The sequence below is a fragment of the Asticcacaulis sp. genome, assembly GCF_035497195.1.
GTDB lineage: Bacteria > Pseudomonadota > Alphaproteobacteria > Caulobacterales > Caulobacteraceae > Asticcacaulis.
The window spans coordinates 60,805-81,758 of the sequence record NZ_DATJDZ010000004.1 but is presented as its reverse complement, the minus strand read 5'-3'; the positions used below and the strand labels follow the sequence as shown (position 1 = coordinate 81,758).

Sequence of the window (20,954 nt, the reverse complement as noted above, 5' to 3'; positions counted from 1 at the left end):
ACGAACCGCACGAACTGCGTTTCCGTCTTCTTCCGTGGCTTTCCGTGATATCGGAATACAGAGTTCGTGTCCGTTCGTGGGGTTCGTGGGTGAATCTTAAGATGCCAACATCGGTGCCTGCCCTGCGACAACAAACCCCCTTCCTTTTGGCCTGAAATCGGCTATTGAGACCGTATGTTTCTGCTCATCCTGACCTGTGTTTTGATCTGCGCCGCATTGATCGCCCTGGTGGTGGTCTGGCAGCGGACGCGCCGGGCGCAGCCCGGATTGGCGCAGGAAAAGGCACTTTATGCCGGCTTTATCGCCGATCTCGACCGGCGGCTCACCAAGGGTGACATCGACGATGCCCAGGCTCAGGAAGAGCGTACCCAGGCGGCGCGGGCGCTGTTGAAGGTCAGCGAAGCCACGACGGAAAGCGGGCAGGCAAAGCCGCTGCATGGCTATATCGCGCTGGGCCTGATCGTGGTTTTGAGCGCCACGCTTTATCTGTTCGTCGGTCATCCTGCGCAGGAAGATCAGCCCTATAAAAAGCGCCTGCAAGCCTGGACGAGCCTGGCGCAAAAGACTCCCGATGTCCTGCCGCCGCAAGCGATGGCGGCGGTGCTGCGGCAAGGTCACCAGGCACACGCCAAAGAGGTCGGTTACTGGCTGTTCCTTGGCCGGATCGACATGCTGGCCGGTAATAATTACGACGGGGCGCAAGATTATGAAAAGGCGCGGGCGCTGGCTCCGGACACTTTCACCGCCTGGTCGGAACTGGGTGAGGCCCTGACCTTTGTCGGCGGCGGCACGAGCGGTCCGGAAGCGAAGCAGGCGTTTGAAAAGGCGCTGAAACTGAATCCAAACGATGCGCGGGCGCACTATTATCTCGGTCAGCAGGCCCTGGCGGACGGCCAGTACGAAGTGGCGCGCGGTCATTATAATGCAGCGCTGAATACCATGGCGCCGAATGATGTCAGCCGGCCGCAGGTGCTGGAGGCGTTGAAGAGTATCGATCCGGCGGAGACGGCGGCCAGGGCGATGAGCGGACGGATTTCCGGCATGGTGGCGAGTCTGGAAGCGCAGCTTAAAGCCGATCCGGAAAATGCCGACGGCTGGGCGCGGTTGTTGCGGTCGTACGATGTGCTGGGTAACACGGCGGCGCGGGCGAAGGCGCGGGCGGCGATGCAGGCGCATTACGTCAACCGGCCGGAGGTGATCGCCGATATCCTGACGAAGGCGCAGACGCGCGTCGGGTCGGAAGGGGCGGCGAAATGAGTTTTTGGCCCAGGTCAGTGAAAGCGCGTCGTCGCTTGACTATCTTTCTGATCGCCGCACCGGTGTTCGCCGGAGCGGTAGCGCTGAGTCTCTATGCGCTCAAGGGGACGGTCGTCTATTTCTATACGCCGGCGCAGTGGATCGAGGCCAAGGTGCCGGCTGGCAAGACGGTGCGGCTGGGCGGTCTGGTCAAGCCGGGCAGCGTAGTGAAGACGCCCGATGGCACGACGCGGTTCATCGTGCAGGACAAGTTGAAAGAGATCACCGTGGCCTATAGAGGGGAACTGCCGGACCTGTTCCGCGAAGGGCAGGGGGTAGTCTGCGAGGGTGAAGTGACCGGCGCGACTTCGCTCAGGGCCGTGCAGGTTCTGGCCAAGCACGACGAGAAATATATCCCGAAGAACGTCCAGAAAGAGCTGGAAAAGCAGGGTGAATGGCGTCCGGAAGCGGGCATGGATAAGCCGAAGCCGGTCCAGAGGCCGTTTCAATGAGGGATGATTTTGCACAATTGATCTCCCCCTCTTGGAGGGGGAGCTTCTCTTCGGCGCTTGCGACGAAGGGAAGAGGGGGTAAAGTTACAGGCACCAGCGGACGGGGCTTTACCCCCTCTGTCTTTTTGGCGGGGCGAAAAATCCAGCTCCCCCTCCAAGAGGGGGAGATTTGATAGGCATGACCCATATCAACGAAATAGGTAACTATTGTCTTGTCCTCGCCTTCTGCCTGTCACTGGCGCAGGCGGGGTTGGTCATCGCCGGAAAGGGCCGCGGCATCGCCCGCTATGCTGAAGGTGTCTCGCTGGCGGGTGCGGTCAGTATTCTGATCGCGTTTGGGGTTCTCATCTTCGCCTTTATCCGCTCCGACTTTTCGGTGGTGAACGTCTACGAACATTCGCATACCGACAAGCCGCTGCTCTATAAAATCTCAGGCGCTTGGGGATCGCACGAAGGCTCGATGCTGCTGTGGTGCACCATTCTGCTCGTCTACGGCGCGATGATCACCCTGAAGGGCCGCGGCCTGCCGGAGGGCCTGAAACTCAAGGCGCTCGGCGTGCAGGGACTGCTTGGCGCGGCCTTTGTCGGCTTTACCCTGTTCTCATCCAATCCGCTGGCGCGGCTGGCTGAGGCGCCGCTGCAAGGGCAATCGCTCAATCCGGCCCTGCAGGACCCGGCGCTCGCCTTCCATCCGCCCATGCTCTACATGGGTTATGTCGGCATGTCGGTGGTGTTTTCGTTTGCCGTCGCCGCCCTGATCGAAGGGCGGCTCGATCGCGCCTGGGCGCGCTGGATCAGGCCGTGGGTGCTGCTGGCGTGGAGCTTCCTGACCATCGGCATCACGCTTGGCGCCTTCTGGGCCTATTACGAACTCGGCTGGGGCGGCTGGTGGGCCTGGGATCCGGTGGAGAACGCCTCCTTCATGCCGTGGCTGGCGGCGACCGCCCTGCTGCATTCGGCCATCGTCATGGAAAAGCGCGATAGCCTGAAAGCCTGGACGGTATTTTTGGGGCTGCTGGCCTTTACCTTCTCGATGATGGGGGCGTTTTTGGTGCGCTCCGGCCTGCTGACCAGCGTGCATTCCTTCGCCGTCGATCCGCAGCGCGGCATATTGCTGGCGGCGATCCTGCTGGTGACGGCGGGCGGTGGTTTTACCCTGTTCGCCCTGCGCGCACCAACGCTGGCGCCCGGCGGACTGTTCGCCACGGTCAGCCGCGAAACGACCCTGGTGCTCAATAATTTGCTGATTTCGGCGGCTTTGTGCTCGGTGTTTCTCGGCACGCTTTACCCGATCCTGATGCAGGCCCTGTTCGACAAAACCATGTCGGTGGGGGCGCCCTATTACCTGCTGGTCTTCTGCCCGATAATGGTGGCCGCGTTGTTGCTGGTGCCGATCGCCGGCCTGATGTCGTGGAAACGCGCCGATCTGAAAGGCGTGCTGCAAAGGCTTATGGCCGCCTTCGCCGTGGCGGTATTGGCGGCGGCGATCGGCTCACTGTTTTATCGCGGTCCGACGCTTCTCAGTGAAGCCGAATATCTCATCGGGTTGCTGGTCGGTTTCTGGCTGATCTTTGGTTCTGTCCGCACCCTGATGCAGGCGCTTGATTTCCGCATGAATGCTATCGGCGTGGCGCTCAAGCGGCTGCCGGGCGTGCCGCTGGCGACCTGGGGGATGATCCTGGCGCATGTGGGGCTGGGTGTCTTCGTGCTGGGGGCGGTGGTGGAGAGCCACCAGAAGCTCAGCGTCATGCAGGGCATGGCTCTTGGAGACAATGTGAAACTTGGGCAATATGAACTGAGTTTCCAGTCGCTTTATCAGAAAACGGGCGCCAATTACGATGCGCAGGGCGGGGTGTTCGAGATAAAGGATGGGCGAGGAGAGGTCATCTGTCAGCCGAAGCCGCAGCGGCGGTTCTATCCGGCGTCGAACCAGGTGCAGAGCAAGGTGGCGCTGTGTTTCACGCCGCTCGATGATCTTTACGTCGTCATGGCTGAGCCGCAGGTGGGCGCGGATGGCGCGATGACCTGGCAGGTGCGTTTCTTCTATAATCCGTGGGTGCGGCTGATCTTCTTTGGGCCTCTTCTGATGGCGCTGGGCGGTGTATTGTCTTTGTGTGATCGGCGGTTGCGTCTGGGGATCGTACAGAAGGCAGCAAAGGTATGAAGCTTGAACCACGAATGCACACGAATAGACACGAATATTTAGGTCTTCCTGCTGGTTGGATTCATGTGCTCCGGTCCATTGAAAAGACTATTCGTGTTTATTCGTGTTTATTCGCGGTTCTCCTCCTTCCCCTTCACGCTTTCGCCGCCACGCCGCAAGACGAAGCCCGTGCGCGGCAACTTTTTACCGAGGTGCGCTGTGTCCAGTGCCAGAGCGAAAGCATCGCCGATTCGGACGCCCAGATCGCCGGTGACATGCGCCGCGAAATCCGTGCCGATATCGCCGGTGGCAAGACCGATGCGCAGATCCGCAAGGAACTCTTTGCTCACTATGGCGATTATGTTCTTTTTCGGCCGAGATTTTCACTGGGCAACCTGCTTTTGTGGCTGCTGCCGCCCTTGATTGCCTTGATTGGCGGCGTAATCCTCTGGCGGTCGCGCCGAAAGCCAGCGGAATCAACAGATTACGTCCTCAGCGACGACGAGGAAAAAAAGCTTCGCGTTCTCCTGAAGAAACGTGATTGATGTCACGATTTTGCCTCACCGCTTTGATTAGGTAAGCGGGAAACAAAGATTCTTCGCGGGTCTTTGCGGGTTTGTAGTTGTAATCGCCCCGCTTAACGCTCAGATATCTGACTAAACGCGGCTTATTCGTACGGATAAAGGTAAGACTATGGGGAATTGGAATTTCAAGGCGCTGCTGAAAAATCGTTCGGCAGTGGGTGGCGCTGTTGCCGGTCTGGTTTTGGGCGCGGGCGTCGCCGGCGCCGCCATTACCGGTTTCGGCGCGCACGGTATTGTTGCCGGCTATGATGGCGCTTCGCTGATCAAGGCCGCCGACCTGACCCCGGTCAAGCCGCCGGCGGGCGCCCCCATGTCGTTCGCCGACCTGATCGAGCGCGTTTCCCCGGCCGTCGTCTCGATCGAGACCAAGGGCAAGATGAAGATCGACACCGGCATCCCCTCGCTGCCCGGTTTCAGCTTCCCCGGTCAGGATGATGGCTCGGGTCAGAAGGAACAGGAAGTCCGCGGCGCCGGTTCCGGCTTCTTCATCTCGGCCGATGGTTATGTCGTCACAAATAATCACGTCATCGAAGGCGCCGACGAAATCACCGTCAAGCTGACCAATGACAAGGAACTGAAGGCCACGATCGTCGGCCGTGACGTCGGCACCGACCTGGCCGTGCTCAAGGTCGAGGGCACGGATTTCCCGTTCGTGCGCTGGGAACTGGAAAAGCAGCCGCGCGTCGGTGACTGGGTGATCGCCGTCGGCAACCCGTTCAATTTTTCCAACACCGCCACCGCCGGCATCGTTTCGGCCTTTGGCCGCGACCTGAAAGATACCTCATCCGGTCCGGATTATACCGACTATCTCCAGATCGACGCCGCCATCAACCGGGGCAATTCGGGCGGCCCGACCTTCGACCTTTACGGCAAGGTGATCGGCGTCAATACCGCCATCGTCACGCCTTCGGGCGCCAATGCCGGCGTCGGTTTCGCCATCCCGGCCGATGTCGCCGCCAAGATCACCGGCCAGTTGATGAAGGGCGTCAAGATCGAGCGCGGCTATATCGGCGTCACCATCCAGTCGGTGACGCAGGAAAACGCCGAGGCGCTTGGCATCACCGATGTGACCGGCGCCTATATCGCCGAAACGACGCGCGGCGGCCCGGCCGATAAGGCCGGTGTCCAGCTTGGCGACATCATCAAGTCCGTCGATGGCAACCCGGTCAAGAGTCCGACCGAACTGACCCGCCGTATTGCCGATATCAAGGTCGGTGAAAAGGTGGTTCTGGGCGTGCTGCGCAATGGCAAGATGGTCAACCTGACCCTGACGGCGGCCCTGCGGCCTTCGGAAGAAGACCTGCTCAAGAGCCTCAATGGCCCGCAAACCGACGACAGTTCGTCAAGCGGTTCGGCCAGTGGCGCGGCGCCGGTCATCGGCCTGTCGGTCAAGGCGATCACGCCGGACGTCCGCAAGGCGTTTGGCCTGGACGACACCAGCAATGGCCTGGTGATCACCGATGTGGCGGGCAATTCGGATGGGGCGCAAAAGGGCCTCAAGCCGGGTGACGTTATTGTGCTGGCCAATAATCAGCCGGTGACCACGCAGGCGCAGTTCAGCGGCATTGTTTCTGATCTGAAGAAGCAGAACCGTCCGAGCATCCTGCTCCTGGTGCGCCGCGACGGCCGCAATATCGCCCTGCCTCTGGCGCTCAAGGAAGAGGCCGCAAAGAAGTAACTAAGGCTTAATTGCCAATATTTAACAAGAAAAGGGTCGTAACGCATGTTATGACCCTTTTTCGTATTTGAATTGAGCGAGAGCCGATAATGAACGTCCTGATCGTCGAAGATGATGTCGAAGCCGCGCAAAACATGCAGAAGGGCCTGAAAGAGGCCGGTATCGAGGCCCGCCTGGCCGGTGACGGGGTGCAGGGGCTGGACGCCATCAAGGCGGAGGTGCCCGATGTCATCATCCTCGACCGCATGATGCCGGTGATGGACGGCGTGACCATGCTGCAAACCCTGCGGGCCGATGGCGTTGATGTGCCGGTGCTGTTTCTCTCAGCGCTTGGCGAACTGGAAGACCGCGTTTCGGGCCTGCGTGCCGGCGCCGATGATTACCTGGTCAAGCCCTACGCGCTGTCCGAGCTGGTGGCGCGGGTCGAGGCGCTTAGCCGCCGCAAGGACAAGGATCAGGTCGAGACCATCCTGCGCGTCGGTGATCTGGAAATGAACCTGATTTCACGCGTGGTGAAGCGCCAGACCAAGGTGATCGATTTGCAGCCGCGTGAGTTCCAGTTGCTGGAGTTTTTGATGCGCCATGTCGGCCAGAGCGTGACGCGCACCATGTTGTTGGAAAAGGTCTGGGCCTATCATTTCGACCCGCAGACCAATGTCATCGATGTCCATATCTCGCGCCTGCGCTCGAAGCTGGATAAGGATTTCGACCGTCCGATGCTGCATACGGTACGTGGTGAGGGTTATCAGCTTAAGGCTTAGCTTTTTCTCCTCCCTGCGAAGCGGGGAGGTGGTGCGCCCCTCCGTCAGCGACGCCAGCCCCGCGGGCTGGGCGCTGACACCTCCCCATTTGAGAAATGGGGAGGAGAGAATCGTACCTGCTCTGGCAGGTACAAGGATGGATTATGACTGACTCTGCCTCCGATACCCGCAAACATATGATCGACGCCGTTTGGCAGCGGGTCGATGCGCTCACCATTCTGCGGCCGAATTTTTTCAGGCAGACGCCCTTCCGGCTGACGCTGGTTTTCCTGTGCGTCTATGTCTTCGTGGCGGCGCTGGTTTTCGGTTACATCTATCTCGCTACCTCGACGGAATCGCGCGCCTGGGGCAATGTGTCGATCGACGCCCGCATCAAAAGCTTGCGGGACATAGATGCGCGGGAAGGCCATGCGGCGGTGGTGGCGAAAATCCTCGGTGACGACGCCGTTGAATGGGTCTTCGCCAAGGGTGCCTTCGATAATTCCGGCCAGGTGCTGGCGCAGAACGGCCGCGCCCGCATGGAAGGCAAGGGGCTGCCCGATACGGTGATCCGCGAAGGACTGAAACAGGTCAGTTCGGGCAATCCGGTGGCCTCGGTCAACTTCTTTTCCGTCTCGCCGAATGACCCGAACTGCTGCCGGTTCCAGGGCCGCGTCGTGCGGCTGGACGACAACTTCTACATCTATGTCGCTATGGATATGTCGTGGGCCGATCATGGTTTTCAGCAGGAAATCAAGGCCGTGGCCGGTGGCGGTTTGCTGGTGGTGATCCTCGGCCTGTTCGCCGGCACCCTGATCAACCAGGAAGTGACGCGCTCGGTTGCGCGGGTGACAACGGTGCTCGAACGCGTGCAGGAAGGCGACCTCAAGGCGCGGATTTCCGTGCGCGATTCCGGCGATGAATTCGATGCCCTCTCCCTGCGCATCAATCAGACGCTCGACCGCATGGAAAAGACGATGGGCAATCTCAAATATGCCGGCGACGCCATCGCGCATGACCTGAGATCACCCTTGTCACGCCTGCGCACCAAACTGGAGGTTTCGCTGCTGGAGGTGGAAAAAGACCCATCGCAAGCCCATGACGCGCTGGCGAGCGCACTGGAGGAAACGGGCCAGTTGCTGCGCACCTTCCAGACGGTCTTTTCGATGTCGCGTTTGCAGGCGCAGGGACAGGCGCCGGATCAGGGGCTGTTTTCCGCCACCGAACTGGCCGACGATATGGCCGAACTGTTCGAGGCGGTGGCGACGGACAAGGGGCTGGATTTCGATTCCGAGATTGAAAAAGGCGTCCGCGCCTATGGAAACCGCGATTTCCTGGCGCAGGCCCTGGCCAACCTGCTCGATAACGCCATCAAATATACGCCGGTGCCGGGCGGGGTGACCTTCCGGATGCGCCATACGTCGCAGCGCGAAATCGAATTTTCCATCACCGATACCGGGCCGGGCGTGCCGGAAAAGGACCGCAAGCGCATTGCCGAACGCTTCGTGCGGCTGGAAAACTCGCGCACGCTTCCGGGCGTGGGCCTGGGGCTTTCGATGGTCGAGGCCGTGGCGGTGGCGCACAAGGGACGGCTGGAAGTGGCCGAAGGGCCGGGTGTTTTTGACGGTCAGGGACCGGGCTTGCGGACGGCGCTGGTATTACCGCCGGTGCAGGGGTAGCCTTTCGGAAACGATAACGCCAATCAGGGGGATGCGATGGGTAGGCTTAGCTTTATTATCTTTGCGGCCGTTTTGATGGTCGCTCAATCAGGCTTTGTTCAGGCGCAGACAAGGGATGTCTCGGCCGAATTAACGGCCCATGTTGAAGCGATAAAGATCGGGCAATCTGTAGAAGGGCGGCGCATGGCTGCCGAAGCGCTGGCCGATAGCCTGCGTGACTTTCACACAGGCACCGTCAACAACGATGCCGTCATGTCGCTGGCCAGCCTATTGGCCGATCTGGACGATGAGGTCAGATTTTCTGCCGTCGAAGCACTGAGCTATATTGGTCCGGATGCGAGGCAAGCCGCACCAGCGATTGAGAGAGCTATCCGAGACAAGCATTATCTGGTCGGACAGCCTCGGACGGGTCCGAGCAAAATGGGGTTTTACTGCAAGACGCTCACCATAATCGGGCAATGGTCCCAGCCGGAAGACTGCAATTATTGGCTTCATTAGCGGGCCAGTAAAATGGAACGTATCTACTGGCGAAAGGTTTATGGCCGGAATCAAGTTGCCGGAATGTACGTCGTCTTCGTCAAGGGCTAACCACGAAACTCAGCGTTCGTGTCCGTTCGTGGTCAAATTTGCCCCAATTCGCTGCCAATCCCAAAAACATGTTGGAAAGGTTGGTATTTCGGCGATTCAGGGTTACACATAGAGGACAAAAGACGCAGGGACCTGTACCGCTTACCTCATGGCAGATGTTTTATTCTCTTCTCTGGTTGACCGGCTGCATCCGTGCGGGCCGATCCTGAACGCCGGCGCGGCGGATTATGTCTTCGAGACCCTGTATGAGGTCGCCACGGCCGAGGGCTGGCGCGATGTGCTGCAACAGGCGGAAAACGCCCTGCGGCCGGTGGCCGCCGCCTCGCCTTATCTGGGCGGCATCATGCGGCGCGATCCGCAGCGTCTGCGCGAAACCCTGATCAGCGCGCCCGAAGCCCGCCTGAAAGCGATCCTGCTGGCCACCGAAGCGCTGAAAGACCAGGCGGCGACCGTCGAGACGCTTGATATCCCCGCCGCCAAGAAGATTCTGCGCCACCTCAAGGCCGATACCCACCTGCTGACCGCCCTGGCCGATCTCGGCGGCGTGTGGAGCCTCGATCATGTTACCGCCGCCCTGACGCGTTTCGCCGACGCGGTGACCGAGGCAGCCCTGGCGCTGGTGGTGCGCGAGGAGCGCGACAAGGGCCGGCTAGCCGAATATGTGCAGGACGAGCGCGGCATCCTGCCCGGCCTGTTCGTACTGGCTATGGGCAAGCATGGCGCCGGTGAACTGAACTATTCCTCGGATATCGACATCACCTTCTTCTGCGATCTGGAACGCCTGCCGGTCAATGGCCAGGTCGATCCACAGACTTTTGCTGACAGAGTGGCGCGCGGTGTTTCGACGATTCTTTCCGAACGCACCGGCGACGGTTATGTCTTCCGCGTCGACCTGCGCCTGCGGCCCGATCCGTCGTCAACGCCGACCGTGGTGAGCGTGCCCTTCGCGTTGCACTATTACGAATCCGTTGGTCAGAACTGGGAACGCGCCGCCTTCATCAAGGCGCGGGCCGTGGCCGGCGATATGGTCGAGGCAAAGGCGTTCATGAACGATCTGTCGCCCTTCATCTGGCGGCGCAGTCTCGACTATCCGGCCATCGCCGACGTCCATTCGATCAAGCGCCAGATCCACGTCTACAAGGTCGATGAACGGCTGGAGGCGGCCGGCGCCAATCTCAAGCTCGGCGCCGGCGGTATCCGCGAGATCGAGTTCTTCGCCCAGACGCAGCAGCTTATCCTCGGCGGACGCGATCCAAGCTTGCGCTCCAAGCGAACGCTCGATGCGCTCGATGCCTTGCGTCGCGCCGGGCATCTGGCCCCCGCCGTCGCCAAGGAGCTGAAGCAGGCCTATATCCGCCTGCGTGACTGGGAGCACCGCGTCCAGATGATCCAGGACGAGCAGAGCCACGAACTGCCGGAAAATGACGACGAACGGATGCGGGTGGCGGTGCTCAGCGGCTTCTCCAATCTGTCGCGCTTCGACCTGGCGGTTTCGCGCACCCTGCGGCTGGTCAATTCGCACTATGGCGAGCTGTTTTCCGAATCGGAATCGCTGTCGTCCTCCTTCGGTTCGCTGGTCTTTACCGGCATCGAGGACGATCCGGAAACGATCAAAACCCTGGCGCGCATGGGGTTCGATCAGCCGGAGCAGGTGGCGGCCACCATCCGTTCCTGGCACCACGGGCGCATCCCGGCGACGCGCTCCGAACGCGGCCGCGAACTGTTCACGCGGCTGGTGCCGCGCCTGCTGGAGGCGCTGAACGAGACCGGCACGCCATCTATCGCCTTTACGCGTTTCGCCTCCTTCTTCGTGACGCTCAATGCCGGGGTGCAGATACAATCGCTGTTCCTCGCCAATCCGAAGCTGTTCCACACCATCGTCGAGATCATGGGCTTCTCGCCGCGCCTGGCGCAGATGCTGGCGCGCCATCCGACCTCATTCGACGCCATGCTCGACGCCGGTTTCTTCGATCCGCTCGGCGAGGAACTCGATCAACTGGTGACGCGCGAGGTCGAGCGCGTGCCGCCGGATCTCGAAGCGGTGATGAACGCCCTGCGCCGGATCGGCCGCGAGCAGCAGTTCCGCATCGGGATGCAAATCCTCAGCGGCCGTCTCAGCACCGAAGCGGCTGGCGCGGCCTATGCCCGGCTGGCCGACGCCTGCATCCATCACCTGGCGCCGCTGGCGCTGGAGGATATCGTGCGGCAGGCGGGCCGGCTCGATGGCCATGTGGCCATACTGGCGCTCGGCAAGCTCGGCTCACAGGAAATGACGGCGACCTCCGATCTCGACCTGATGGCGGTCTATCTGCCGGATGATCCGTCGTCGGTGTCCGGCATCAAGAATTGGGCGCCGGAGACCTGGTTCGGACGGTTTACCCAGCGGCTGATTTCGGCGCTGTCGGCCCCGACGCACGAAGGTCAGCTCTACGAAATCGACATGAAGCTGCGGCCCACGGGCGCCAAGGGACCGGTGGCGGTGTCGCTGGCGGCGTTTGAGAACTATTACACCCGGGACGCCGATACCTGGGAATTCCAGGCCCTGACGCGGGCGCGGATTGTCTGGTCGACCTCGGCTGATTTCGCCGATCTGGTGCGGCTAAAGGTGGAAACCGTCCTGCGCCGCCAACGCTCGACGGCGCAGACCGCGCTCGATGTGCTGGCCATGCGCGCCCTGATGGAGAAGGAGCGCCCGGCCAAAGGTTTCTGGGATTTCAAGCTGTCGGTCGGCGGACAGGTCGATTGCGAGTTCGCTGCGCAATACCTGCAACTGGTCCATGCCGAGGCTGGCGGCCCCTTGCGCGTCGGTACACTGGCGGCGCTTTCGGCCATGTCGCGCGCCGGTCTGGCCCCGGCCGCCGAGATCGAGACGCTCAGCGTGGCGTGGCGGGTGCAGCAATCCCTGGCGCAGGTCATGCGGGTGTCGCTGACGGCGCAGGACGATCCGCGCAACGAACCGGAAGCCTTCCAGAGGAAGCTGGCGCGCGCCGTCCATACCCGCCGCCTGGATACCTTGGAGAAGAAACTGCGTGATATCCGCAAGCGAGCGAGGGTTGCTTTTGAAAAGATTGTCCGGCCAAACGACGGATAAAACGAATTTCAGCGTGAAACGAGAGTGCATCCCAAAAAGTGTGCAGTACTTTTCGGGATGCACTCTCGTTGAGACAAGCGGCGGATTATAAGCTTTGACTATTCATATATCTCGCTGAAGGACCTTGATTTATGGCGCAGACGCCTTTCCTCAACCGGCCCGGAACGAACCGGGCAGGGGTGACGGAAAATCTGCAACAGAAGCGGATACATCTTGTATCGGACCGCCTTGACAGTCTGCCGGGGACACAAGTGACGACAGATCCTGACGAGGTTCTGCTGGAGCGGATCGCGCGCGGCGACATGGCGGCGGTGTCGGCGCTTGTCTCGCGCAAGCTGCCGAAGCTGTTGTCGCTGGGGCGGCGGATGCTGAATGATCCGGTCGAGGCCGAGGATGTGGCGCAGGAAACCCTGGTGCGGACCTGGAAACAGGCGGCGACCTGGGCGCCCGGCAAGGCGCGCATCGATACCTGGATGCACCGGGTCGCGCTCAACCTGTGTTATGATCGTTTGCGCCGGCGCAGGGATAGCGTCAGTTCGGACGATATCGAGATTATCGATGACGCGGCGGGGCCTTCGGCACAGCTTGAGCAGGCGCAGACGGCGCAGGCGCTGCAAAACGCCCTGGCGCAGTTGCCCGAAAGACAGCGGACGGCCATCACCCTGAACTACTATCAGGAGATGTCCAATATCGAGGCGGCGGCGGTGATGGACGTGAGCATCGAGGCGCTGGAAAGTTTGCTGGCGCGGGCGCGGCGCACCTTGCGCGGCCTGATGAGTGAGACATTTGCAATCCCGGGGAGCACGGGAGGTAAAAGATGAGTGACATGCGTTTGGAACGACTGAAAGCGATTATCGAGGCCTATGGCGCCCATGCGGCGCGCTGGCCGGAGGCGGAGCGCGAAGCGGCGCTGGCCTGCCTGGACGCGCATCCGGAAGCCCAGGCCTGGCTCGCCGAAGCGCGCGGGCTGGATGACATGATGGAGGCCGTAAAGGTGGTCGATCAGGCGCGCGCCGAAGACGATCAGCCGCTGTTTGAGGTCGCCGTGGAACGGTTCGCGGCGGACTTTGCGCCGGCGCGTAATGTGATCAGCTTCCCGGTGCGGCCACGTCCGGCGCCGGTGTCGCGGTCGATTTTCTGGAGCGCGGGCATCGCCGCCGCCGCCTGTCTGGCCGGGGCTGTGCTTGGGGTTAATCTCAGCCTGATGGGTCTGAGCGATCTGCGCGTGACAAGCGTGCTGGAGCAGGTGGCGATGATCGACGGGGGGAACTGACTATGGGATCGTGGTTGACGGAGACCCGGCTGAAATGGATTGTGGCGGTCTCGCTGATCGTCAATATCTTCCTGATCGGGGCGGCCATTGGCGCCGGCTTCGTGGTCAAGCATCACCTGCGTGATTTACAGCGCCCTATGGCCATGCAGAAGGCCTGGCGCGCCGCGACCGAGGGGACCACCAAGGCGGAGCGCCATCACATCTACCTGCTGACCAAGGCGGCGGCCCTGACCGGTGAGGCCGACATGGCCAAGGCGCGGGATCTGCGCGCCCAGGCGCGTGTTCTGGTGTCGCAGGAACCGTATGACGCGGCGCAGATCGCCATGCTGTCCGAACAGGCCCGCAGCGCCGAGAATGATGCGCGCGGCAAGATCGAGAACGCCCTGATCCTCAATATGAAGGACCTGCCGGTGCGCGAGCGCGCCTTCATGCTGACGACCTTGTTACGCGCCAGCGGACGGTTCGATCGCTTTATCGAAAAGGACGACAAGCCGCCGGTGGCGGTGGGGGCAACGGCGAAGTAATCCGCCGGTCAGCTTATCGCGATGATTTCCACGCTGGCGCCGGCCAGTTGCACCTCGTCGCCGGTTTCCTTGCCGAGCAGGGCACGGGCGAGCGGCGAGACGTAGGACACGCTGCCCTTGTTCGGATCGGCTTCATCCTCTCCCACAATCCGGAAGGTCTGTATCCGGCCGTCGTCGCGTTCGATGGTGACCGTGCAGCCGAAAACGACGCGATCGGGGGCGGTGACCGGATCTATGCGCTGTGCCGAACCGAGGCGGGCGGTGTAATAGCGCAGATCGCGGGTGGCGCGCGCCATAGCCGTGCGGTCCTCGTTGATCAGGCCTGAAGTCTGGGCGGCGGTATAGGCGGCCTTGGCCTCGGCGAAGGCGGTTTCAAGTTGGCTCAGGCCTTCCGGCGTGACGAGATTAGGATGTGGCGAGACCGGGCGGTCGGGCAGGTTGGCCGCCGCCGCTTCATGGTCTTCGTCTCTGGTGAAGGCTACGCTCATGGGGTGTTGTAGCACTTGGGGGAATAAGGACGCAAGGAAAGGGAGGACACCCCTCCGTCAGCGACACCGGGCCTAAAGGGCCTCGCGCTGCCACCTCCCCATTTGAGAAATGGGAAGGAGAAGTTGCGGCCGCCCGCCGCGCAGGTTTGCGCGTATCTCTTACGAAAAAAAGCTTAATCGCTATTTGTTTCGCAAATAACGATTAAGCCGCCCGGTCGGCGCTGAGATTGGCGGCGCTCTGGACGATCGGCAGGACCACGGTGCAGGTCGTGCCTTCGCCGAGGAGGCTGTCGACCTCGAAGCGGCCGTTGTGCATCTCGATCAGCGACTTGGTGAGCGCCAGGCCGAGGCCGGTGCCTTCCTTGGTCTTGGAGAACTGGTTCTCGATCTGCTCAAACGGCCTGGCCAGCCGCTCCATGTCCTTGCGGGCGATGCCGATGCCGGTATCGGCCACCGTGATATGGACATTGGTTTCGGTGGCGATAGCCGAGACCGTCAGGGTGCCGCCGGTGGGGGTGAATTTCACCGCATTGGTCAGCAAATTGAGCAGAATCTGTTTCAGGGCGCGGAAATCAGCGGTGATTTCAGGCAGTTGCGGCAGGTGGACGCGGACCTTGAGGCCGGCCTTTTCAGCCCTTTGCCGCACCAGGCGCAGGGTATCCTCGACCACCTCATCGACGACCACCGGCTCGAAGCGCAGGTTTAGTTTGCCGGCCTCGATCTTCGACATGTCGAGGATATCGTTGATCAGCGACAGCAGGTGCTGGCCGGAACTGAGGATATCGCCGGCATATTCCTTGTAGCGCGGATGACCGAGCGGACCGAACATTTCCGACGACATGATTTCGGAGAAGCCGTTGATGGCGTTGAGCGGGGTGCGCAGTTCGTGCGACATGTTGGCGAGGAATTCGCTCTTGGCGTGGTTGGCGGCCTCGGCGCGAAGTTTGGCGATCTCGTACTTGCGCGCCAGAACCGTCTGCTGCTGGCGGCTCTGTTCCAGCTTGTCGACCAGGCCTTGCAGGGCTTCTTCGTTTTCGCGGCTCTTTTCTTCCTGTATCTTGACGGCGGTGATATCGGCGCCGCTGACGACATAGCCGCCTTCCGCCGTGCGGCTTTCCGACACCTGAATCCACCGGCCGTTGTTCAGTTCGGCCTCGAAGACGCCTTCGCGTTCATCCTGCGTCGGCTGCTGGCGGCGGATGGCGATCTGCATCACCTGGTCGATCAGGTCGCGCGGCGTGCCGGCCTTGAGGAAGCGCTCATCGATATTGAAGGTTTCACCGAAGGTGGCGTTCCACATCAGGAGGCGGTTGCGGCGGTCCCACAGCACGAAGGCGTCCGACACCGAATTGATGGCGTCGCGCAGGCGGGTTTCGGCGCGCTGGGCGCGGATCTGGGCGATGCGCTCCTGGCTGACATCGAGCGCCACGCCGGACAGGCGCGTGAAGCCGCCGTCCGTCCGTTCGCCGACCGACTGGCCGCGCGCATCGACCCACAGGGCCTGGCCAGTGGCCGAAGGGACACGGAAGGAAACATCGAGCGCACCGGTGGAGCGCGCCGTTTCCAGCGCCTTGACGACATCGGCGCGCTGTTCGGGCGCGATGCGGTCGAGAACCTCGGCCGTCGAGGCGACGCCGCCGCCGCCCCAGCCGAGCATGACGCCGGTGACATCGGACATGTAGATCAGGTCCTGGTCGAGATCCCAGTCGAAGATGCCGCAGCGCGCCGATTCGACCGCCAGGCGGTAGCGCTGCTCGCTGGCCTGGAACAGCCGGGTGTCATCACGGTTCTTGCGCGCCTGGAAAAACAGCAGGAGGCCGAAAAGCGCACCGATCAGCAGGGGGCCGCCGACGAAGAGCACGGCTTTCAGCAGGCTTTGCGAGGCCGAGAAAAAGCGCGGCGTGGCGGCGGCCCGGAGCAGGATCAGCGGACTTTTGCCACTGCCGCGCAATTCGGCGCCGGTGGTCAGGTCGGCCTGCGCCACGGACGCGATCTTGACGAAGCCGCCTTCGGTCAGGGCGCCCTGGATGAGATCGCCGGAATCGGCACGCGCCCGGAGCTGGCCGTAGGAAACGGCGAAGGCGGCCTTGAGGTCCTGGCCGATGAGCGCCTCATCCGATGCGGCGACGATCAGGCCATCCGGGGTGACAAGCGCGCTCAGGGCACCTTTGCTGTTATCCAGGGCGGGCAGCAGGCCGTCTTCAAGCCGGGCCACCAGGTCGGGTGTGTCGCCAGCGCCTTTCAGCACGGCAAAGGTGTGGTTCGTCCGGCTGAGGCGCGAACCGGCGGTGACGATGGCGAAGGGATCGCTGGCTTTATGGGCGGCCTCGATCATCAGGTCGGCGTCTTCGCTGCCGGACTGGGCGACGATCTCGCCTTTGGTGGTGTTGACGAGCGCCACGCTGCTGAGGCTGTCGCGCCCCAGTTTCAGGCCCTGTTCGGCGGCGGTCAGGGAGGCGTCCGGCGTGCGGCTCCATTGCGCCTGTGCCGCTTCGAGCGCCAGCCTGGCATTGCCGAGGCGGCCATCGAGGCGGGCGGAATCGAGCCGCGCGGTGGTCAGCAGCGTCTGGCCCTCGGCGTCCTTGCCGGCGGACAGGCTGTTGCCGAGTTGCAGGGTGGACAGGGCCATGAAGATGAAGAGGCCGAGCGTGAGGATAAGGGCGCCGAGCCTGATCCACACCGGCATGGTGGGGGAGACGGGGGTGGTCATCAGGCGCGAGAAGGCGGATTTGCCTTGAGACGCCTGGCCTTTTTGGGCGTCGCCGGAAGTCGTCTGCGCCGCAGCCGGGTTACCCACCAGGCTCCGGGTGCGCAAATTTTGACGCGTCTCCGCCACGGACAGTCCTGTACAATTGGGCCGCGATTTCGGCCAGCCAGATTCGATTGCGCCTGATTCGGCGAACACGATCAGGGTAAACGCCCCGTTAACCTATTGTCGAGAGTCTTAAGGTTTTATAAACTTAATTAATTACCGGCCGGCAGGCGGCTTAAAACAGGCAGTTAGCCGGCCTCGTCGTGATCATAGGCGCTATTGCCGGCGGTGGCGCTGCGTTTGCGGCCAGTGGGCGGGTAATGGTCTTCGCTCCAGCCTTCACGACGCTCATCGCCGTGGTATTTCGGATCCTGTTTGCGGCGGCGATCGGGGCCGAAATAATGGCCCGTCTTGATGTAGGGGCGCGGATAATCGACGATGGCGACCACCTTGCGGCGCAATTCGGTGGCGGTGACCGGCTTGCAGCAGAATTCATTGGCGCCGGCGTCACGCGCGGCGATGACCTTGGAGCGTTCCGAATGGGCCGTCAGCATGATGATGGGGACATAGCGATTGGGGCTGTCGGAGGAATTGCGCACAAGCTTGACGAACTCGACGCCATCAAGCACCTCCATCTGGTAATCGCTGATGCAGATATCGATGGCGTCATGTTTGAGCTTATGAAAGGCCTCGGTGGCGTCGCGCGCCTCGAATATCTGCGTCACGCCAAACCCGCGCAGCAGGGTTTTGACGATATTGATCATGTGGGCGTTGTCGTCCACAACCAGGAACCGGACACGTTCGAGGCTTGCCAATCGTCTCTCCCACATTTGCGAAAACCGGGACGCGGCGGCCCCCTGCGCCCTAGTTTACGGTAGGCAATGCTTAAGAGTAGTTAATAACAATTAGCTATGTTCACTTGATTTTTCGGCAGCCAGCGCTTTTGTCGCCAGTTCGAGCACATTTTTTGACAGCTTCGGCGCAGCGGTAATCATTTGCAGGGCCTGGCGCATGTTTTCCTGGTAGGGCTGGGCATAGAAGCGGTAACGGCTGAGGGGTTCGACCAGCCGCGCCGCCGTCATCGGATTGAAGGCGTCGACAGCCAGAATCTGCTCGACCAGGAAGGCGTAGCCACCGCCATCGGGCGCATGAAAAACGCTCTGATTATTGGCGAAACCCTGCACCAGGGCGCGCCAGCGATTGGGCGTTTTTGCGTCGAAATCGGGGTGCTGGCTGAGTTTCCGCACCCGCGCCAAAGTGTCGGGATGGGGGCACCCGGCTTGCAGGGCGAACCATTTGTCGATGACCAGCGGTTCGTTCTTGAAGCGCGCGTAAAAGGCGTCGAGCGCATCCTTGTAGGGGCGGTCCTGAACGTGCATCAGGGCCACCAGGCCGCCGACCATATCGGTCATGTTGGTGGCGGTTTCAAAATGACGGAAGGCCAGGTTGACCGAGGCGGCGTTTTCGGCGCCGCGGTTATGGCCCGCCAGCATCAGGTCGAGCAGGGCGTTGCGCAAGGCGCGCTGGCCGGCGGAAGCCGCGTCAGGCGAGAAGGTTTCGGCTGTGGCGAGACTTTTGTAGAGGCCGGTGAGCGTATCATGCAGGCGCAATGAGAGCGCCGCCTTGAAGCGCTTGCGGTTACTATGCAGGAAGGCCGGATCGATCGGTGACTGGCTCTGCGCCAGATCGGCCTCGGTCGGCAGGCCCATGATCAGGGCCTTGAAGGCGTTATCGAGCGAGGCGTCAAGCAAGGTGGCTTCCAACGCTTGGGCGAAGGCGTCGATCAGGTTGTCGTCGGGTATCTCGTCCAGCATGATCGCCCTGGCAAGCCCTTGCGCCGCTTCCCAGCGGTTGAACGGATCGCTGTCGCCTTTGAAGCGGGCGAAGGCGTGGGATTGCGGTTCGTCGAGATGCAGGGTGACGGGGGCGGAGAAATGGCGCAGGGCGGAAAGCACCGGCGGCTTTTCGATATTGCGGATCACCATCTCTTCCTGGACGCCGCGCAGCGTGAACAGCCACGAGTCCTGATCCGCATCGAAGGGCGATTGCGGCGCGCCGTTTTCATCGAGCACGGCGAGGCGGATCGGGATCGGCAGGGGTTTCTTCTCAGGCTGGCCGGGGGTGGGCGCCGTGGCCTGGGCGAAATTCAGGGTCAGGGTTTTGGCGGCGGCGTCGTAATGCTGCGATATCCGGACCTGCGGGGTGCCGGCCTGGGTGTACCAGTCCATCATGCCGGTCAGGTCGGCGCGCAGTTGCGGATTGCCGGCGGTGACGGCGTGGAAACTGGCGAGGAAATCTTCCAGCGTGGCGGCGGTGCCGTCGTTGGTGGCGAAGTAATGATCGAGCGCCTGGCGATAGACTGCCGGGCCGACGATGGTCTTCAACATGCCGACGATTTCCGCGCCCTTTTCGTAGATGGTGGCGGTGTAGAAATTGTCGATCTTGACGTAGGACGACGGCCGGACCGGATGGGCCAGCGGACCGGAATCTTCCGGAAACTGGCGGGCGCGCAATGCTCTGACGTCCTTGATGCGCGCGACGGCATGGCCGCGTTGGTCGGCGCTGAATCCCTGGTCGCGGAAGACGGTCAGGCCTTCTTTCAGGCAAAGCTGGAACCAGTCGCGGCAGGTGACGCGATTGCCCGACCAGTTGTGGAAATATTCGTGGGCGATCACGCTTTCGATGCGCTCGTAATCCTGATCGGTGGCGGTGGTCGGGTCGGCCAGCAGCAGCGAGGCGTTGAAGACGTTCAGGCCCTTGTTTTCCATGGCGCCGAAATTGAAATCACGCACGGCGACGATCATGAACAGGTCGAGATCGTATTCGCGGCCATAGACCTCTTCGTCCCATTTCATCGAGCGCTTGAGGGCGTCCATCGCGTAGGCGGCGCGGTCGCGCATCCCGGTATCGACATAGATTTTCAGTTCGACCGTGCGGCCGGACGCGGTGGCGGTGCTGTCTTCGAGCACGTCGAGTTCGCCGGCGACGAGGGCGAACAGGTAGCACGGCTTGAAGAAGGGATCTTCCCACAGGGCGTAGTGTTTATCCTCTGGCAGGTCGCCCTTTTCCAGCAGGTTGCCGTTGGACAGGAGGTGCGGGAAACCGGCCTTGGGCGCTTCGATGCGGACACGGTATTTCGACAGGCTGTCCGGACGGTCGAGATAATAGGTGATCTTGCGGAAGCCTTCCGCCTCGCACTGGGTGCAGTAGCGGCCGGAGGACATGTAAAGCCCTTCCAGCGTCTTGTTGTTCAGCGGATTGATCTCGACCTCAGTTTCGAGGGTGAAACTATCGGGGACATTGGCGATGGTCAGGGTTTCGTCGGTGGTGGTGTATTCGACCGGCTGGCCATTGATGGCGACGCTGATCAGTTTCAGGCGTTCGCCCATCAGGACCAGAGGCGCATTGGCCGCACCCAAAGACGCGGGATTGCGGGTGATCGTCAGCCGCGCCCTGACGCGCGTCGCTTCGGGCGCGAGATCGACATCGAGTTCCGTGGCCGGAATCAGGAAATCGGGGGCCTTGTAATCGCTGAGCTGGATCGGCTGGGGCGTATCGGTGCGCATATTGGTTTTGTCTCGCTTGGGGTCTCAGTCCACATGGGACTCTTTTCAGAGAACCTCAAGCGATACAATGTGGATTCGGGCGGATTTGGTCAGATTTATA

The 20,954-nt window shown here is 61.7% G+C and carries 16 protein-coding genes; 12 read left to right on the top strand and 4 right to left on the bottom strand.

Going from position 1 to position 20,954, the window contains the following annotated elements; translation table 11 throughout:
• The first annotated feature begins 174 nt into the window (after window positions 1-174).
• From ccmI to VL130_RS01045, 12 genes are all read left to right on the top strand, one after another.
• The gene (ccmI, locus tag VL130_RS01100) at window positions 175-1,257 is read left to right on the top strand and encodes a c-type cytochrome biogenesis protein CcmI (protein ID WP_325360210.1); all 1,083 of its coding nucleotides are present in this window, start codon (window positions 175-177) and stop codon (window positions 1,255-1,257) included.
• On the top strand, window positions 1,254-1,748 hold the full coding sequence (gene ccmE / locus VL130_RS01095) for a cytochrome c maturation protein CcmE (RefSeq protein ID WP_325360208.1): 495 nt from the start codon (window positions 1,254-1,256) through the stop codon (window positions 1,746-1,748). The genes ccmI and ccmE overlap by 4 nt, the downstream gene beginning before the upstream one ends.
• Window positions 1,749-1,926: 178 nt before the next feature.
• Complete coding sequence (locus VL130_RS01090) at window positions 1,927-3,912, top strand: heme lyase CcmF/NrfE family subunit (RefSeq protein ID WP_325360205.1); 1,986 nt, start codon at window positions 1,927-1,929, stop codon at window positions 3,910-3,912.
• Window positions 3,909-4,436 carry a cytochrome c-type biogenesis protein gene (locus VL130_RS01085; protein ID WP_325360203.1) on the top strand — a complete coding sequence of 176 codons (528 nt, stop codon included), beginning with the start codon at window positions 3,909-3,911 and terminating at the stop codon, window positions 4,434-4,436. The genes VL130_RS01090 and VL130_RS01085 overlap by 4 nt, the downstream gene beginning before the upstream one ends.
• 148 nt (window positions 4,437-4,584) lie before the next feature.
• Window positions 4,585-6,153: a Do family serine endopeptidase gene (locus VL130_RS01080; protein ID WP_325360202.1), complete on the top strand. Its 1,569-nt coding sequence runs from the start codon at window positions 4,585-4,587 to the stop codon at window positions 6,151-6,153.
• Window positions 6,154-6,242: 89 nt separating this feature from the next.
• The gene (locus tag VL130_RS01075) at window positions 6,243-6,914 is read left to right on the top strand and encodes a response regulator transcription factor (protein ID WP_325360200.1); all 672 of its coding nucleotides are present in this window, start codon (window positions 6,243-6,245) and stop codon (window positions 6,912-6,914) included.
• 143 nt (window positions 6,915-7,057) lie between these two features.
• Complete coding sequence (locus VL130_RS01070; RefSeq protein ID WP_325360198.1) at window positions 7,058-8,572, top strand: HAMP domain-containing sensor histidine kinase; 1,515 nt, start codon at window positions 7,058-7,060, stop codon at window positions 8,570-8,572.
• Window positions 8,573-8,608: 36 nt separating this feature from the next.
• Window positions 8,609-9,070: a HEAT repeat domain-containing protein gene (locus VL130_RS01065; protein ID WP_325360196.1), complete on the top strand. Its 462-nt coding sequence runs from the start codon at window positions 8,609-8,611 to the stop codon at window positions 9,068-9,070.
• Between the two features lie 238 nt (window positions 9,071-9,308).
• The gene (locus VL130_RS01060; RefSeq protein WP_325360194.1) at window positions 9,309-12,251 is read left to right on the top strand and encodes a bifunctional [glutamine synthetase] adenylyltransferase/[glutamine synthetase]-adenylyl-L-tyrosine phosphorylase; all 2,943 of its coding nucleotides are present in this window, start codon (window positions 9,309-9,311) and stop codon (window positions 12,249-12,251) included.
• 251 nt (window positions 12,252-12,502) lie between these two features.
• Window positions 12,503-13,072, top strand: a complete 570-nt coding sequence (locus VL130_RS01055) for an RNA polymerase sigma factor (RefSeq protein WP_325360192.1) — start codon at window positions 12,503-12,505, stop codon at window positions 13,070-13,072.
• Complete coding sequence (locus VL130_RS01050; RefSeq protein WP_325360190.1) at window positions 13,069-13,524, top strand: hypothetical protein; 456 nt, start codon at window positions 13,069-13,071, stop codon at window positions 13,522-13,524. Before VL130_RS01055 ends, VL130_RS01050 begins: the two co-directional genes overlap by 4 nt.
• A 2-nt stretch (window positions 13,525-13,526) precedes the next feature.
• A complete protein-coding gene (locus VL130_RS01045) occupies window positions 13,527-14,048 on the top strand; it encodes a periplasmic heavy metal sensor (RefSeq protein ID WP_325360188.1) in 522 nt (173 codons plus the stop codon).
• Between the two features lie 8 nt (window positions 14,049-14,056).
• Here VL130_RS01045 and greA read toward each other — a convergent pair whose 3' ends face one another.
• The 4 genes from greA to pepN form a co-directional block, all read right to left on the bottom strand.
• Window positions 14,057-14,536: a transcription elongation factor GreA gene (greA, locus tag VL130_RS01040; protein ID WP_325360185.1), complete on the bottom strand. Its 480-nt coding sequence runs from the start codon at window positions 14,534-14,536 to the stop codon at window positions 14,057-14,059.
• Window positions 14,537-14,738: 202 nt separating this feature from the next.
• Complete coding sequence (locus VL130_RS01035) at window positions 14,739-17,333, bottom strand: sensor histidine kinase (RefSeq protein WP_325360183.1); 2,595 nt, start codon at window positions 17,331-17,333, stop codon at window positions 14,739-14,741.
• A gap of 203 nt (window positions 17,334-17,536) precedes the next feature.
• Entirely contained in the window at window positions 17,537-18,103 is a 567-nt protein-coding gene (locus VL130_RS01030) for a response regulator (RefSeq protein ID WP_325360181.1), read from the bottom strand.
• 90 nt (window positions 18,104-18,193) lie between these two features.
• A complete protein-coding gene (pepN, locus tag VL130_RS01025; RefSeq protein ID WP_325360179.1) occupies window positions 18,194-20,854 on the bottom strand; it encodes an aminopeptidase N in 2,661 nt (886 codons plus the stop codon).
• Window positions 20,855-20,954: the final 100 nt, after the last annotated feature.